Consider the following 17,081-nt stretch of genomic DNA (forward strand, 5'->3'; position numbering starts at 1 on the left):
TTAATTACTTTTGTCAATAAATATTTATAAATCGCCGAATCAGATCTGGATTAAATAAGTGCAGGTTCCGGCTTCTTCTCTGCATCTTACCCGGACAATTTGTCGTTCAAATGTTTTTACGCATTCCATTAAACCAATTATATTCGTGTTTTTCAAGCATAAAATCCAACGATCTTAACGATTGTATGAGTTTGACTCCCATCCGTAGCACACTTTACAATACTATCTTCATATAGTATCATACAAAAAATTGCCCCCATGGAGGATGCGATGCAACCAAAATCAGGGAACCGGAAAAGCGCATGTACTGCGCCTAAACATCCACGGCGTTTAATACGCCATTGGCCGGATAGGGCTCATAAGGTTAGGGTTCACGTCAGTAATCTACCCCCTGACCTTCGAGATGGCCAGCGTACGTTATGGAAGGAGAGATGCGGCGATGTTGTGTTTGTCTAAATCATTTTAAGAAGGAGGAAAATTGTGGCCGATAAAATGACGCGACGTCAAGTCATTCAGATGGCTTATGTTGCACCTCTCGTGCTGACTTTACCAGTAACCCCGTCATTTGCCATGACGGGGTCGGGGGCTCCCCATTCCCGGAGACGTCCCCACATAAACAGACCACGTATAACTGGGAGAAGGAATGTGACAAAAATAGTCACTCAATCACATCCCGGTAGCCGAGTAGACAGAGAGTAGGACGTTCCCAGGAACGTCCTTTTTTATACGTTTATACCACACAATATAAGTAAATTTTTAAATACATTTGCAACCACAATAGGTCCTACGCCGCCGGGCACGGGCGTTATGAGAGCGGCTTTCTTTTTTACCGAATCAAAATCCATATCCCCCCGTAACACTCCCTGCACCGGTGTTGTGCCTACATCAATGGCGCACACTCCTTCTTGTACCATATCTCCCGTAATAATCCCCGGAGATCCCGCACCTGTAACAATAATATCTGCATTTTTTGTGTAATATATGCTGTCTTTCGTATACTTATTTATGGTTGTGATGGTGGCGCCTTCACGCAAAAACCATTCGCTAACCAATTTCCCCACCAGCATACCAGACCCTACAACAACAACACGCTTGTCCCGCAATACATACGACGCATCATGGCGCAATAAAATTTCTTTTACCGCTCCCACTACGGGCGGCAGAATAATTGATGACCCCACATTAAAATCTCCAATGCTCCGGGCAGATAACATATCGACGTCTTTCTCCGGCGTAACAGCATTGAGTACTTTCTGTACGTTTCCTACACTATCCGCAAGAGGCAACTGTACAATAACGCCATTATTTTCCGGTACATGCACAAGTTCTGAAACGCGATCGCGCAAAGAACGTGCCGACATTGCATTCAGTACCTCATCATACACCCGCACATCTACGCCTATTTTTTTGCCAAATTCCTCTTTTTTGCGCACAAATGTCTTTGTTGCCGGATCATGCGTCGTAAGAACAATAGCTAGTCGTAATTTTTTACGGGACATCTGAATCTTTTCCCGCAGAGTGTCCGCAATATCTGCCGATATTTTTTTGCCGTCAATTATCATAGCGTATTACCACCTTAACCTGTAGATGATTAATTTATATTTTCCCATACCTTTTTCCGTTATTGGGCACATTTCCGCACTTCAGCCAAAAGAATGTCGTCAATATTTTTTGCTATTCGAATCATATCCTTTTCCCGCATTCCCTGGGTTGTGACGGCGGCCGTACCTAGCCGAATGCCGGAGGGATCAAACGGACTACGAACATCAAACGGTATAGTATTTTTATTCACAATAATACCATTCTCCTCTAAGCAATTACTTGCCACTGCTCCCGGCACACCCCGAGACATTGTATCTACCAGCAATAAATGATTATCCGTTCCTCCTGAAACAATACGCCATCCTCGCTTCTTTAATTCCCCCGCTAATACCTTTGCATTGGCAACTATATGACGAGCGTATGTTTGAAACGACAAACGCATAACCTCATGAAGCGCCACTGCAACGGCGGCAATTTGATTTTCATGCGGTCCTCCCTGAAGACCCGGAAATACAGCTTTGTCGATTTTTTTTGCGTATTCCCGACGTGAAAAAATAAGAGCACTGCGCGGTCCGCGGAGCGTCTTATGCGTTGTCGTTGTTACAACATCCGCGTAAGGAAAAGGCGTTGTATGAGCGCCCCCCGCAACAAGACCCGCAATATGCGACATATCTACCATCAAAAGCGCCCCGCATGCATCTGCCATAGCGCGGAATTTTTTCCAATCGATTTTGCGCGGATATGCCGTAAAGCCGGCTATAATAAGTTTTGGTTTTTCCTGTATTGCAATCTTTTGCAATGCATCATAATCCAAGCGTTCCGTTTTTTTATCCACTCCATACGGCACCTGCTTCCATATTTTCCCCGTAATACTGACTGCCTGCCCATGCGTTAAATGTCCTCCCATGGGAAGCTCCATGCCCATAATCTTTTCTCCCGGAGGAACCAATGCCAGATATACCGCAAGATTTGCCGGAGACCCTGAATAAGGCTGTACATTTACCGTCCATTTTTCCGGATTCACCTTAAATGCCGCGAGTGCTCGCCTTTGGCACAGAACCTCAATATCATCAATAACAGCATTTCCCCCATAGTATCGCTTATGCGGATATCCTTCCGCATATTTATTATTCAGAACTGATCCAAGAGCTTCAAGCACGTCAGCAGACACATAATTTTCAGATGGAATAAGGTTGATAACGCCTTTTTGACGTTTTTCTTCCGCGTGTATTAATTTTTGAATTTCTTTGTCTTTCATAATGCATGATTATTATTCCGCCTGGTTATTCAATAATTCAATCAATTTATGTTTTGGAAGCGCTCCCGTGCGCAGTATCCGAGGCGGCGATACCATAAAATCAATTACCGCCGATGGGCTATTGGGTGGCAGATCACCGGCATCTACAATAAGATCAGGCTCCATTCCTCCTTCAAATTCATCAATAACATCTCCAATCTTCGTGTATGGTCCACGTCCCGATGTATTCGCACTTGTACCAGTAATGGGAGACCCGAATGTTTCCAGAATTTTTTTAACAAACGGATGAAATGGAATACGAACGCCCACCGTCAAACTTCCGCCTCTCAAGGAAAGCGGTACCCATCCCCGTGCAGGCAATATTGCCGTTACCGAACCAAACGATTCTATGCGTTCTTTTAGTGACTCATTAGCAACAGCAACTTTATCCATCATAGTAAAGTCTGATACAAAAATGGGCAGTGCCTTTTCAGCCGTACGCATTTTAATTTTGAATATACGGTCTATCGCTTTCTCGTTCCATGCATCGGCGATGATGCCGTATACGGTATCCGTAGGAACGATGACAACACCTCCGTTTTTAATAATCCGTATTGTCTCCAAAACTGCAGAGACTTCGTGAGTCGCATCAAGAGGAATAATACGCATAGCTCTTCTATTATACCATATTCCGCAACATGTCTTCTGCACGCACCACATCTTCGGGGTATCCTATTACAATCCACTGCGAAGACCGCACCGTATGAAACGTATGTCCATCCTCAAGCATTGCCATAATTCTGTCCGGAATATATTCTTCTCCATCACGAGGTTGAGCAACATAAGAAAAAATGGCATTACTCAATAAAAGAACTCCCGAAGATACAAGGTTTGATTTTGGCTTTTCAGGCTTCTCATCAATACGAACTATCCTTCCTTCACTGTCTGTTTCTATAACACCAAATTTTCTCGGATCATCAACTTCATCAATCAGCAAGCACGGTGACCCTTTTTCTACACATGCACGAACACCTTCCTTTCCATGAATATCATCCGCATACATTACCATAAACAATGGTTCATTTTTTAAAAACTGCTCGCACAAAGCCAGTGCCGCCGCCGTACCTCCCGGCTTTTTCTGTTCAATATATGTAATGGGCCGTCCCCGCCATGAATCTCCCAAAAAATCTTCTATCTGATTTCTCTTATAACCCACAACCAAAATAAGTTCCGTGATGACATCGGGAAGCACATCAAGCTGATACTCCAGGAGTGTGCGCCCTAAAACACGTACCATCTGTTTTGGCATTGTTTCTGTAAGCGGACGCATGCGACGCCCCTCTCCGGCTGCTAATATCACTGCCTTCATAAAAATACCTTACTGATATAACACAATTTGTATCATAAACCCTCCAAGAAAAAAAGCCCTCGCATGAGTATTCATCTCCGCCCTATAAAACAAAATTAATCAGCTTGTCCGGCACAAAAATTACTTTCCGTATCGTACCGGCATCCAAGAAACCCATTACGCGCTTTTCCTGGCGGACAAGTATTTCTGCCTCTTCTCGCGTACTCCCACGGGGCATTTCTATTGTGGCACGTACACGCCCGTTTACCTGCACAACCAGGTTATAGGTTTCTTCCATAAGATATTTCTCATCATAAGCGGGCCACGTGGCTACATGAATACTTTTTTTCTCTCCGAGCATATGCCATAGTTCTTCCGTCATGTGAGGCGCGAACGGCGCTGTAAGCTTAAGCAGTATTTTTACATCAGATGCCGTTACATTATTCTTACCCGCCTCAAACGCATTAAGTAAAATCATACATGCGCTAATTGCCGTGTTATATCTTAAATTGGCAATATCATCCGTAACTTTTTTTATAGCGGCGTGGGTATCTTTTTCAAAAACACTCTTTTTTCCGGAATGCACATTATGCGAAAGTCGCCATATTCTTTCCAAAAAACGTGTAATCCCCAAAATACCCGTATCTTGAAAATCTCCCCCTTCCGCAAAAGGACCTAAAAACATAAGATACATGCGAAGAGCGTCCGCTCCGCATTTTTTTATATAATCATCCGGATTAACAACATTACCCTTCGATTTAGACATCTTAGATCCTCCCTTAATAAGAAGTCCGTGAGCACGAAATTTCTGAAATGGCTCTTCAAACGTGATCATACCTCCGTCATAGAGAGCCATGGCAAAAAACCGCACATACAACAAATGTAGTACCGCGTGCTCCGCACCTCCTATATACATATCAACGGGAAACCATTTCTTTGTTATACCCTCATGCCACGGCCTTTTTTTCTCCGTTTGTGAAGGATAACGCATATAATACCAGGCGGAATCGAGAAACGTATCCGATACATCCGTTTCCCGCCGCGCCATTTTTTTGCATTTTGGACATACAACCTCGTAAAATGATTTTACTGATGCAAGAGGAGATGTGTCATTTCCGGTGGGACGGAAATTTTTTATATTGGGAAGCATAACCGGCAAGTCATTATTAGGCACCGTATACCATCCCGGCATATCCTTTCTTTCTCCCGCACCCTTTTCTTTGCATGACACGCAAAAAATCATAGGAATGGGCGGTCCCCAATATCTCTGTCGGGAAATGAGCCAATCACGTAAACGATATGTTATTTTTTTCTTTCCCTCTACGGCCTTGATAATTTTTGTTCTTGCCTCTAATGAATCCATCCCATCGTATGGACCGGAATTAACAAGCCGTCCATGGCCTACATATGCCTCATCATCATCCACAATACTTTTTCGAAGACGAACCGCCATGTCATCCGCAGTATCGGCATGTGCATCCGGTTCCACCACCGGAACAATATTAAGCCAATATTTTTTTGCAAAGGCAAAATCGCGCGTATCATGCGCCGGCACCGCCATAATGGCACCTGTTCCCACATGCCCCAACACATAATCGGCAACCCATACGGGAATAGGTTCCTTGGTTGCCGGATTAATCGCCCGAACGCCCTCCAATTCCACGCCCGTCTTTTCTACTTTATCCCGCATGCGATCCTCTTCCGATTTTTTCTTAGCAACCTTGATATACTCTTTTACTTCTTCTTCATTGTTAATATCCAGTTCATTATTCATGAGCAAAGGATGCTCCGGACCTATCACTAAAAACGTAGCGCCGAAAATCGTATCCGCCCGCGTTGTATAAACCTCAATTGAAAGTTGAGAATGGGAAATGGGAAACTGAATCAGCGCACCTTCTGATTTTCCAATCCAATTTTTTTGTGCAATCTTAACTTTTTCAGACCAATCAATTGTATCAATACCGGAAAGAAGGCGCTCCGCATATTTCGTTATCTTAAAAAACCACTGCTCCAATTCCTTTTTAATGACAATGGTATCACACCGCTCACACTCACCGGCAATAACCTGTTCATCAGCAAGCACTGTTTTGCACGACGGGCACCAATTTACCACAGCTTTTTTTCTATACGCGAGTCCTTTTTTGAACATAACGGTAAAAAGCCACTGCGTCCATCGATAATAATCCGGATCATATGTTTCCAACCGTTCTTTCCAGGCAAAGCCGTTTCCAATCATTTCAAGCTGTTTATAAAAACGCTTTTCCGAAATTTTCGCCTGTGTTATGGGATGTGTTCCCACCTTAAGCGCGTAATTTTCCGAATGAATACCAAAACCATCCAAACCAATTGGCTCAAACACATCATATCCCTGCATACGCTTAAACCGTCCGTATACATCCGCTCCGGTAAATGCATACATATTCCCGACATGTAATCCTTCTGCCGAAGGATACGGGAACATCATCAAATTATAAAAAGGATTTTTTGCCGTTTTTAGATTTGGTTCATATATGCCGGATGATGCCCATTTCTTCTGCCATTTCTTTTCTGTACGCGCATGATTATATGCCACTACTCGCTTTACCGAAGACCGTTTTTTAAGAGTTTTTTTTGGCAAGGATTTTACGCTCTTTTTTGACATATATCAACGGTACCCAAAAATAAGAGTTTTGGGTACTTGACTTTATATAATAAATATGGTTTTAATACATATCATATTAATTATTCAGGAGGTGTGTTATGAAAATAAAACTACTGGCGGTAGTTTTATCGTTGACAACGTGTTTCCTTTTTTCGCACGCTTATGCCGAAGGGAAAAACAGGGCTGAAGAAATTTCTCGGGTTATAATACAGGTAAATGACCTTCAAAAAAAGAAGGATACGTTCATGAAAACAAGTCCTTCTTCTTCAGCTAAGGAGCTTGTTGCTGACATACACGAAAGAATGCTGAAGGCGAAAGATCTTACCCTAACGGCTTGTGCCAATGAAAAAACATATCATGAATGCACAAGTCGCCTAAGTACACTCGAAAGGCTCATAGCGCTGGAGAAGCGAATACTAGACGATCAGTCTCCGGCAATATAAGCCGTTAACCTAAGTCCTTCGGGACTTTTTTAGTTGTAATATTTCGGATTACATGCCAAACACCGTACGGGTATTTCTTACAAGTTGTATAAACACATCTTCTTCGGGAAGCTCTTTTATCTCCGCAATACGGCGCGCGGTGTGCTCCACATATAACGGTTCATTGCGTTTTCCACGGTACGGCACGGGAGATACATATGGCGCATCGGTCTCTACCATGATCCGTTCAAGCGGCGTTTTTTTCACTACTTCATCGTAATCATGCGTAAAGGTAAGTACGCCCGTAAAAGAAAGGTGAAAATTTAAATCCAAAAATTGCCTTGCAACATTCCACGATCCCGCAAAAAAATGGACATCCCCGCCGATTTCTTCTCCCCTTTCTTCCTTAAGTATGGCAATTAAATCTTCGTATGCATCTCGGCAATGGATCATAAGCGGTTTACCTACATCACGCGCAAGCCCCACCTGCGCCCGAAATACTTCCTTCTGCTTTTGTTTTAAATCTTCATCCATACTGTTCGATTCCTGATTTTTGCCTCTAAAATAATCAAGTCCGCATTCCCCGATGGCTACCGTTTTTGGGTTCATGGCAATTTTTTTATAAGCATTATAGTCAAATTCTTCTACGCGCGATGTAAAGCCGGGCACGGCATCTCCCGCATCGATCTCATTCTTATCAACATATGTTTCCGATAAATGAATGGGATGAAGCCCTACGGATGCATAAATTCCCTCTTCGTATTTAACCGCATATTCCACCGCGCGTTGCGAAGTGTCAATTTGTGAGCCCACTAAAATAGTCCAAACGCCTCCGTCCAACGTGCGCTTAATAACCTCATTGCCGTCGTTTTTATAGGCGTTAAAGTTTATATGAGAATGGATATCGATAAATCTTGGATTCGACATGCTGTGTTTTTACTGTTTCCCTTGTGCCACCCCCGTCCAGCGTGCCACGAGCGGCGTGAGTGGCGGCTCAATAATAAGCGTAAGTAAGATAACCCACATGCCGATAGCTATCACGAAATCAGACTGAATAGCACCGGCAGTGGATGCAATAATTAACAACACGGCGGCTATAATACCCGTTTCCCGAACGAAGCTAAGAAACAACAGATCTCCCACATAAAACACATTACTCCGAAACCATGGAATGAGAGATATAAAAACAACTAAAGGACGTACTATGAACATAAAGAGAAGTGCTGAAATAATACCCAGGGGAGCCAAGTCGATAAGAATAGCAAACGGCACCAGGGCACCTAAAATAATAAAGACAAAAGGTTTTACCAGATGATCAAGAAAATTCTCATAAAAATGGGATGCTTTTTCAGCTTCTCCGGATACGTCAGTAAGAAGTCCGCTTACAAATGCCGCAAGAAATCCCGCACCGCCCAAGCTATTTCCCACCACAAACGTAATTACGGGAACCGCCAACAAAAGAGCCGGGTCCCCTTCCCCCGTATCACGGTAGAACTTTTTAAGAATACGGAACCCCGCATACCCTATAAAAATACCGGATATAATTTGAAGTGAAAGAGCATCATACGCCGCCTTATTAAGAAGAGGTGAAAATAAGGAAAACACGGTAGTACCCGCCGTAAGGGGTACAGATACAAATGCAATTAAAAGAAATCGCGTTAAAATACTCCCGCTAATGTCGGTAAGCGCGCTTTCCGCAATAGCGATTTGCTTTATGAATGCCCGCTTAAACCGAAGGACTTTTAACGTAGGGATAATGGCTGTCGGATCGGTGGATGAAAGCGCCGCTCCTAAAATAACAATGGAAGGAAGAAGAGCATGTTCGACATATCCAAAGGATGATACGAGAAAAAACAGAAGAAAAGAAAACCCAACGGCAGAAACTGCCACTCCGACAAGAGACAGTGATGCAATCGGAAAGAACCATTTACGAAAATTTTTAAATGGAATTTCCAATCCTCCCGCAAAAAGAACAATAGCGGCAAATAACTCAACGGCAATCTGTAAGCTTGATGTCCCATTCGTAAACGGACTCAATAGCTGTTGCATGGCCATACCCGCACAAATTGCCCAAACAAACGACGGTATTGCCGTTTCTGGAGCAATACGATTTACGATATAACTTACAAAAAGCGCAATACCGAGAACAAGCGCTTGAAACTCCGTACCATCCGTAATATGAGAATCTCCACCAAGTAAAATACCTGCTCCCCAAGAAAGAAGGGTAAGAAAGACGATGAGAGTAAGGTACGGAACAAAACGCTTCATAAATTAACGTAAATGCCTGTTATGAGACATATATTATCCGATACGAGGGAACATCTGTTCCCGTTCCTTGATTGTATACTCATTTTGATCTGAAGGAATGCCTTCCTTATCCACACCAAGCATGGCACGGATAGACGCGCTCGTTTGCGGCATAAATGGAAGTAATGCATATGCCACCGTATCAATACCTCTAAGAAGCTGCCATAATACCACCTGTGTTTTTTCCTTGTCCGTCTTAATAAGCTTAAACGGTTCGTATGTTTGAATATATTTATCCATCATATGAATGATCCCCCAAACGATGTTCATCGCCTCGTTAAGACGATATGTTTGCATGTGTTCATGATACAATGGCAGTATACTGCGCTCCACCTCGTACAATAAACTTGTTCCTTCCACCGAAAGATGCTCTCCCTTTGCATGAATAAACGCAATATCAGAAACAAGAGGTGCTGTAGTAAGAAGATCATCTGCCGGCTTTGCGAGATATCCTTCAAAATACGCTTCAACCATCTTTGTAACACGACTCACCACATTCCCCAGCCCGTTTGCCAAATGAGCATTATATGCTTCCGTAAAACGATCTTCCGTAAAATCACCATCTTCAAATGTGGGAATTTCCCGCAACAAAAAATACCGGAGCGAATCAACGCCATACTTATCGATGAACGAAAAGGGATCTATGACGTTCCCCAAAGACTTGGACATTTTTTTTCCTCCCGAATTAATAAACCCATGCGCCATTACACGCTTCGGAAGCGCAATGCCCGCGGACAAAAGCATACCCGGCCATATAAGTGCGTGAAAGCGCAGAATATCTTTTCCGATTACATGCATGTCGCACGGCCAATACGTTTCGAGTTGTTTCGTATTGTTTTCGCCAAATCCCAGAGCGGTTATGTAATTTGAAAGCGCATCACACCACACATACATTGTTTGCGTATTATCTCCCGGCACCGGCACTCCCCATGATATGTCTTTGGCAGGACGCGAAAAACTTACATCTTCAAGTCCTTCATTTAAAAAGGTGAGCATTTCATTTTTACGAAAACTCGGTATAATTTCAAGCTCCCCCGATTTGATACGTTTTTTTATTTCTCCGGTATACCGAGAAAGCCGAAAAAAATAATTTTCTTCCTCCACATCTTCGGGCTCCTTTCCATGATCCTGACACACACCATCCACTAGATCTTTTTCCGTAATAAATGCCTCGTGTCCCACACAATACAATCCCCGATAAGACGCCTTATATATATCTCCCGCCTTTTCAAGACGGCGCCATAATTCCTGTGCTCCTGGCCAATGACGCTCCTGATCGGACGTACGGATATATGCCGTATGCGACGCATGCACCTTATCCGCCAATGCGGTAAATAAAGAAGCGTGCTCATCAACAAATTCTTTTGGAGACTTGCCAGCTGATTCCGCGGCACGGGCGATTTTTGCTCCATGTTCATCCGTTCCTGTAAGAAAAAAAACATCGTCCCCCTGAAGACGCCGGTAACGCGCGATTGTATCCGCCTGTAAAAGCTCCATTGCATATCCCACGTGCGGAGGTGCATTTACATATGCAATGGATGTTGTTATGTAAAATTTACTCATTATATTTTTAACGCTTTGTCGAAAAATATTTTTTATCGAGCGTATTTCCTCTAATTCTCAAATATATGCTTATCGCGAGCAACATCGTTAACGTACTCAACTATGGCGGCCGCTATAGGAACAGCAAGCACAAAACCCACCACTCCTCCCAATTTTCCTCCTATAAGAAGAGCAATAATAACCAAAAGCGGTGGTACTCCCACGGCTCTTCGCACTACGAGAGGATAAATCAAATGATTTTCCATTTGCTGAACGATAACGTAAAGAACAATAACCCACAACCCCAAAATAGGTGCTTGTATGACGGCTAGCAAAACGCTCGGGATAGCGGCCATAATAGGTCCGAAAATAGGAATAAGCTCAAATATTGCGGCAATGACCGCAAGCACAAGGGCATATTTTACTCCCAAAAGCGCGAGTCCGATATATACCAACACCCCCACCATCACGCCCAGTAAGAGTTGTCCCTGAAGCCACTTCCCTATTTTATGCTGTGATCTGCGCCATAAATCAATAACGTACGCCTCATGTTCCTTTGGTGCAATAATTTTAAGCACATTAGCAATACCATTTTCCTGTACCGCAAAATAAAAAGATAACACAATAACAAGCACAAAAGAAAGAGCGCCTCCGAACAAAGAAGATCCTAATGAAGATGTCAGCGAGAAAAATGATCCGATATTCTCATTAACGAATGTATTTAAGTTATCAGTTACGCTTTCCGCCGGCACCGATATATATTCGGGCGCATACGAAAAAATAAAACTTGCCCGCCCACGCAATTCTTCCAGAGTATCTTCAAGGGATACCGGAAAAGCCAAAGAAAAATTCTGTACCTCGTTTACTAAAGGCGGCACAATAAGATAAAAGGCAAATGCGAGCAAGGATGCCGTAAGAAAATAAACAGCAAGAACCGCAAGTACCCGCGGAAAACGAAATCTGCTTATAAAGGAATGGATGCCCGGCTCAATAGCGGATGCAATAACAATAGATAAAAGCAAAATAACAACAATATCGCGCACAACATACAAAAGCGCCAATCCCAATAAAATAAGAACTGTCTTAAAAATAGTCCATGTGGACACTTCTATTAATTTTCGCTCAATCATATCGTAAGTATAGTAGAGAAAAGGAAAAGAAGAAAGTATTGCGGATATACGTAAATTATGCCAGTAATTTCTCCATTCCTCGTACATCTGCATGCGGACCAATAAGTACTGCATTCAAATTACGCGGGTGAAATATATGAGTGGCAACAGCATTAATATCCCGCTCCGTTACACGCTCGATGCGTGCCATAACCTCTTCCGGGGTTTGCACCCGCCCATAGAACAACTCTTGCTCGGCAAAGAACGATGCCACTTCATCGGATGACTCCAGGCTAATGGCAAAATGTCCGCGATAAAAATCTTTTGCACGCCTAACCTCATCCGGCGTAACGCCTTCTTTTTCAGCCACACGAAAGGCATCCCTAATACGACGCACCACCTCTTTTGCTTTTTCATGGGGTACGCCCGCATACACGGAAACATATCCCGAATCGGTATAGGTTTGCGTGCCAGCACCAATAGTATAAGCAAGTCCCAATCGTTCACGGATGTCCATATATAGGCGCGAACTTGCTTTTCCTCCTAAAATAGATGCCAGAAGAGATGTCGCATAACGTTCTTCATCATACATGCCATATGCCCGTGCGCCCACAATCATATGTGTTTGATCCGTTTTTTTTCGCATAATTTGTACGGCCGGTGTTTTTTGTCCCTCACGTACGGGCTTTTTCTTTTTTGGCATTCCAGCGGGAAGAGACGAAAACGCTTTTTTTATCTGCTGTACAGCCGTATGCTCATCGATGTTTCCCGCCACAACCACAATAGCATTGGATCCCACATAGTAATTTTTTCTGTAATTCACAATATCTTTACGCACGAGAGAATTAAGTGACTCCTTCGTGCCGATAATATCCCATCCTGCCGGCTGATCACCATACAAAAGTCCCTCAAACAAATCATGAATATGTTGCCGCGGCGTATCGAGGTACATATTCATCTCCTGAAATATAACGCCCCGCTCCTTTTCTATTTCATCCGTATTAAACAAAGGTTCCAACAAAATATCGGAAACAATATCAAGTGCCAGCGGAAATTGCTTGGATGCGGTTTTTACCCAATACCCCGTCACTTCTTTTGACGTAAAAGCATTATGCTCCGCACCAACATCATCCAGTACACGACTTATATCGCCCGGCTCGGGACGGGACACGGTGCCTTTAAAAAACAAATGCTCTAAAAAGTGAGAAACGCCATTAATGCGTTTTGCTTCATATTTCGATCCTGTGCCAAAAAGTACCAACAGAGTAAGACTTTTTGTATCCTTCATGGGAACCGTAATTACCCGAAGGCCATTTTTAAGAGTTGTTTTTGTATATTTCATTTCGTCATGCTACCATACATTGCCAATAAAAAAAGCGGCCGGGCCGCAGAGATCACCCCCGTTTATACAACTTTCCGATAGTGACGTCATAACCGCAGTATCCGGAGATTCCAAATATTGCCGCAAGAAAAAGTAAGGGAATTACCGCCAGCCATTCGTATCCAGGCATGGTAGACCTCTTGGCAATTGGAAAACAAAGTTGTTATTTAAAAAAACAATCTCTCTTTTATCAGGTTACATAATACGGTTCAAAACTGCAACGAATACAAAACTATCTTTCTCCCTGTATTCCCTCCCTTATATATGCCGACAGTTCATCGATAGACACACGATCTTGTTCTCCCGTGTCACGATCCCGTACAGTAACGGTATCATTTTCAAGCGTATCGAAATCCACTGTAATACACCAAGGAGTGCCAATTTCATCCTGCGCATAATAACGCTTCCCGATATTTCCTCGGTCATCCCATGCCACCGCATAATTCTCGCGAAGTAAATCGTATATATCCCGCGCCCTCCCCACAAGCTCCGCTCTATTCGCCATAAGAGGAAATACCGCCACCGTGTACGGTGCTATGATGGGTGGCAATTTCAAATACACGCGCTTTTTGCCATCAGCAGATTCGTCTTCCTGATATGCTTCCAGAAGAGCTACTAGCACTGAACGGTCAACTCCCCACGTCGGTTCAATAACATGCGGAAGAAATTCCTCCTGCGTTTCCGGATCACGATATTGCAGATTCTCGCCGGAATGCTTCTGATGAGTGGATAAATCAAAATCGCCACGATACGCAAGTCCGTAAAGTTCTTTTTGTCCAAACGGAAATGCATATTCAAAATCTACTGTACGTTTTGAATAGTGCGCTCGTTCCCCGTCCGGAATTTCTACTTCCGTTATATGATTAGGATTAACGCCTAATGCCGCAAGCCACGCACGCATCTCTTTAAGCCAATGCTCAAAATGCTGTTCCCATTCCTCCTCACGGACAAAATATTCGATTTCCATTTGCTCAAACTCCCGTGTACGAAAAATAAAATTACCGGGCGTTATTTCATTTCGAAATGCCTTCCCAATCTGTGCAATACCAAACGGCACCCGCATACGCGTTGTATCCAAAACATTTTTAAAATTTACAAACATTGCCTGCGCCGTTTCGGGACGGAAAAACACCTCATTAGCTTTTTCTTCCGCCGGACCAAGAAACGTTTTAAGCATAAGATTAAATTGTTTTGCTTCCGTAAGTTCTCCTTTGCAATCCGGACACGTACCCGTATTCTCCAATTGATCCGCCCGAAATCGATGATGGCATTTTTTGCATTCAACTAATGGATCAGTAAACTCTTCCAAGTGCCCGGATGCTTCCCATACTTTCGGGTTCATAATAAGCGCGGCATCCAATCCCACCATGTCGCTTCGCTTGTGTACAAACCTATTCCACCACAGTTGTTTAATATTATTTTTAAGCTCTACACCCAACGGACCGTAATCCCATGAATTCGCAAGACCACCGTAAATATCCGATCCGGGAAAAATAAACCCGCGCCGTTTTGCCAAGCTAATAATAGTATCCATCTTATCCATACTTCAAATAGTTAACCTCTGCATCTAACATATGAGTTCCCTCAATTACTGCACAACTTTATATTCGGTACCGTCGACTAAGGGATCATCCCGAAGAGTTGTACTTACTTCGCCGCGGTTTTCCGCAATAGGCGTATCCGTAAATATATCATGTCCTTCAAAGCGTGCTTCCGTTATAAGCGCCGGTTGAGATCCGACATGATTTTGATTAGGAACAAGTCCTACCTGAAAGGAAACTTCGCGTGCCGGCCTTGTGAACCCGGTTCCGGCAACGAGAAATCCGACATCCCACATAATGCGTCCCGTATTGGAATTATATGTTATTTTTTCATTTGCCGGATTGACAACATTCTTCCATCGCACGTAAGCCGGCAAGCTCGATTCTACAACCCCGTTTTCGACATCGTTTGATACATTGGTAAGCGACCAGGTGATGGTATATGTCGTTTCCTCTCCTACGCGTGGGGGCATAGGTCCTCCGTTCGGAATAACACCGCTACGATGCAGTCCTTTACTGACAAAATCCACACGCGTTATAAATGAAGCGGAAAGACTATCGGTACCGGTAATATCAACTCCTTCGTATCCCTCGGGAACAAAGTTGGAATAAATACGTGCACGGGCAGAAACGGTAAAGTTTTTGTCTCGAATAGATTGAACACTTGGATTTTCAACCGTACCCACCGAAAACGTAAATGACCCTGACTCTCCGGGATCCAAAAACTCAAGCCGCGGATCGGTGGATGCATTAACTAAAACACGCTTATTCACGCCATCATATGAACCTCCCTCCACACTTACATTTCCGTAGTTAAACTGCTCCCCCTCCAGAATAACTTCAATCAAAGCATTTTGGACACTCACCGGCAAGTTATTCCGCCACGGTACACTAAAAACAATAATACCACCCGGCGTTATCTTCACGTTATTCTCGCCCCCCACCAACAAATCGACTGAAAGAAGTGCTTCGCGTATGTGCACATTATGTGATGCGCGGGCGTAAGTGTTCCATGCTTTTGTTTCTTCGTCAAAAATACCTATTTGTGCTTCAAAAAAATGAGAATCAAGCGGATTTCCTGTAAGAATCCCGCGCACCGTTATAGTACCCTCCGCATCAGGTTCTAGCGCTCCTATATGCCAAATGGAGTTATCGATACCGGGCGCAGGCACAGCAGAAATCATTGAAAAATTATCGGGATAACGTATTTCAAGCGATACATCCTCAAACGCGCTTTCCCCCGTGGAAACATAATCGATCGTAAGCTCAACTTCCTGCCCGTTATTTATCTCTTCTGGTACGGAAATCGTGATGCCGATCGGAGACTTATTAACCATAACGAGAGCACTCGTATCTTTTCCGAAACGAGCACTTGTGTTTTCCGGACGATACTCAAGCGTAGCATCCGCCTTTACGGAAACACCTTCGTCACCAAACACAAATGCTTCAAAACGCTCCTCTCCCTCCCCACCAGGCAAGAGCCGCCCAATGGGTATGCGTTCGCGAAAGCGACCGCGGCGCGGCGCTTCTCCAAACACCGGACGTGCGCCATCCGGATATTCAAAAATAAGCTCCACGCTTTCAAGTGCCACTTCGTTGCGGTTAGCATACCGTACTTCAAACGTAACGTGCTCACCCGCGGCAATTGTCTCGGGCGAGAGTATGGTAAGTTCAATATTGTCTGCTGATATATTCCCTTCATTATTAAGAAAAATAAACGTCGCCACACCACCAGCAAGCACAAACACAAGAAGAGTCATCATGCTCCAAAAGATTGTGCGCGTGTGACGACGCTTCTTTTGTTCTCTTCGCTCCTCTATGACGCGCGGATCACTGTCCCCTCCCCACGTACGTACTCCTCCCGAATATGCCGGACTTAAGTCCGGTTCTCCTCTTCGTTCGGGAAATGTTTCATTTGGCTTAAATAATCGTTTTTTTAAATCATCAAGTGCCATGCGAAAAATTACGTTATGTTTATGTTACTACTCAATCACTATGTATAGTATACCTT

Annotated in this window: 13 protein-coding genes; 1 reads left to right on the forward strand and 12 read right to left on the reverse strand. The window is 43.7% G+C overall.

The window, feature by feature from the left end:
* Positions 1–722 precede the first annotated feature (722 nt).
* The 5 genes from COU90_00570 to COU90_00590 form a co-directional block, all read right to left on the reverse strand.
* On the reverse strand, positions 723–1,562 hold the full coding sequence (locus tag COU90_00570; GenBank protein ID PJE64749.1) for a hypothetical protein: 840 nt from the start codon (positions 1,560–1,562) through the stop codon (positions 723–725).
* A gap of 59 nt (positions 1,563–1,621) precedes the next feature.
* Positions 1,622–2,800: a serine hydroxymethyltransferase gene (gene glyA, locus COU90_00575; GenBank protein ID PJE64750.1), complete on the reverse strand. Its 1,179-nt coding sequence runs from the start codon at positions 2,798–2,800 to the stop codon at positions 1,622–1,624.
* A 12-nt stretch (positions 2,801–2,812) separates the two neighbouring features.
* Positions 2,813–3,499 (reverse strand): threonylcarbamoyl-AMP synthase, encoded by a 687-nt coding sequence (locus COU90_00580; protein PJE64751.1) that lies wholly within the window; start codon positions 3,497–3,499, stop codon positions 2,813–2,815.
* Entirely contained in the window at positions 3,459–4,148 is a 690-nt protein-coding gene (locus COU90_00585; GenBank protein PJE64752.1) for a UTP--glucose-1-phosphate uridylyltransferase, read from the reverse strand. The genes COU90_00580 and COU90_00585 overlap by 41 nt, the downstream gene beginning before the upstream one ends.
* 82 nt (positions 4,149–4,230) lie before the next feature.
* Positions 4,231–6,768, reverse strand: coding sequence for a leucine--tRNA ligase (locus COU90_00590; protein PJE64753.1), 2,538 nt, complete (start codon positions 6,766–6,768; stop codon positions 4,231–4,233).
* A 98-nt stretch (positions 6,769–6,866) separates the two neighbouring features.
* Here COU90_00590 and COU90_00595 point away from each other — a divergent pair, with 98 nt between their 5' ends.
* Positions 6,867–7,211 carry a hypothetical protein gene (locus COU90_00595; GenBank protein ID PJE64754.1) on the forward strand — a complete coding sequence of 115 codons (345 nt, stop codon included), beginning with the start codon at positions 6,867–6,869 and terminating at the stop codon, positions 7,209–7,211.
* Positions 7,212–7,259: 48 nt separating this feature from the next.
* Here the strand turns inward: COU90_00595 and COU90_00600 are convergent, their stop codons facing one another.
* The 7 genes from COU90_00600 to COU90_00630 form a co-directional block, all read right to left on the reverse strand.
* Positions 7,260–8,117, reverse strand: a complete 858-nt coding sequence (locus tag COU90_00600; GenBank protein PJE64755.1) for a hydrolase TatD — start codon at positions 8,115–8,117, stop codon at positions 7,260–7,262.
* A 9-nt stretch (positions 8,118–8,126) separates the two neighbouring features.
* Positions 8,127–9,458: a hypothetical protein gene (locus COU90_00605; GenBank protein ID PJE64756.1), complete on the reverse strand. Its 1,332-nt coding sequence runs from the start codon at positions 9,456–9,458 to the stop codon at positions 8,127–8,129.
* Between the two features lie 33 nt (positions 9,459–9,491).
* Positions 9,492–11,060: a methionine--tRNA ligase gene (locus tag COU90_00610; GenBank protein ID PJE64757.1), complete on the reverse strand. Its 1,569-nt coding sequence runs from the start codon at positions 11,058–11,060 to the stop codon at positions 9,492–9,494.
* Between the two features lie 50 nt (positions 11,061–11,110).
* Positions 11,111–12,283 (reverse strand): hypothetical protein, encoded by a 1,173-nt coding sequence (locus COU90_00615; protein ID PJE64758.1) that lies wholly within the window; start codon positions 12,281–12,283, stop codon positions 11,111–11,113.
* Complete coding sequence (locus tag COU90_00620) at positions 12,225–13,490, reverse strand: hypothetical protein (GenBank protein ID PJE64759.1); 1,266 nt, start codon at positions 13,488–13,490, stop codon at positions 12,225–12,227. The genes COU90_00615 and COU90_00620 overlap by 59 nt, the downstream gene beginning before the upstream one ends.
* A gap of 271 nt (positions 13,491–13,761) precedes the next feature.
* The gene (locus COU90_00625) at positions 13,762–15,072 is read right to left on the reverse strand and encodes a glycine--tRNA ligase (protein PJE64760.1); all 1,311 of its coding nucleotides are present in this window, start codon (positions 15,070–15,072) and stop codon (positions 13,762–13,764) included.
* Between the two features lie 45 nt (positions 15,073–15,117).
* On the reverse strand, positions 15,118–17,025 hold the full coding sequence (locus tag COU90_00630; GenBank protein ID PJE64761.1) for a hypothetical protein: 1,908 nt from the start codon (positions 17,023–17,025) through the stop codon (positions 15,118–15,120).
* Positions 17,026–17,081 lie beyond the last annotated feature (56 nt).

Source organism: Candidatus Ryanbacteria bacterium CG10_big_fil_rev_8_21_14_0_10_43_42 (assembly GCA_002793915.1).
In the GTDB taxonomy this organism is placed as follows: Bacteria; Patescibacteriota; Minisyncoccia; order Ryanbacterales; family 2-02-FULL-48-12; genus 1-14-0-10-43-42.

Coding starts and splice junctions, on each gene's coding strand:
- COU90_00570 (PJE64749.1), bottom strand. CDS start 1,562: ATGATAATTGACGGCAAAAAAATATCGGCAGATATTGCGGACACTCTG.
- glyA (PJE64750.1), bottom strand. CDS start 2,800: ATGAAAGACAAAGAAATTCAAAAATTAATACACGCGGAAGAAAAACGT.
- COU90_00580 (PJE64751.1), bottom strand. CDS start 3,499: ATGTGGTGCGTGCAGAAGACATGTTGCGGAATATGGTATAATAGAAGA.
- COU90_00585 (PJE64752.1), bottom strand. CDS start 4,148: ATGAAGGCAGTGATATTAGCAGCCGGAGAGGGGCGTCGCATGCGTCCG.
- COU90_00590 (PJE64753.1), bottom strand. CDS start 6,768: ATGTCAAAAAAGAGCGTAAAATCCTTGCCAAAAAAAACTCTTAAAAAA.
- COU90_00595 (PJE64754.1), top strand. CDS start 6,867: ATGAAAATAAAACTACTGGCGGTAGTTTTATCGTTGACAACGTGTTTC.
- COU90_00600 (PJE64755.1), bottom strand. CDS start 8,117: ATGTCGAATCCAAGATTTATCGATATCCATTCTCATATAAACTTTAAC.
- COU90_00605 (PJE64756.1), bottom strand. CDS start 9,458: ATGAAGCGTTTTGTTCCGTACCTTACTCTCATCGTCTTTCTTACCCTT.
- COU90_00610 (PJE64757.1), bottom strand. CDS start 11,060: ATGAGTAAATTTTACATAACAACATCCATTGCATATGTAAATGCACCT.
- COU90_00615 (PJE64758.1), bottom strand. CDS start 12,283: ATGCAGTACTTATTGGTCCGCATGCAGATGTACGAGGAATGGAGAAAT.
- COU90_00620 (PJE64759.1), bottom strand. CDS start 13,490: ATGAAATATACAAAAACAACTCTTAAAAATGGCCTTCGGGTAATTACG.
- COU90_00625 (PJE64760.1), bottom strand. CDS start 15,072: ATGGATAAGATGGATACTATTATTAGCTTGGCAAAACGGCGCGGGTTT.
- COU90_00630 (PJE64761.1), bottom strand. CDS start 17,025: ATGGCACTTGATGATTTAAAAAAACGATTATTTAAGCCAAATGAAACA.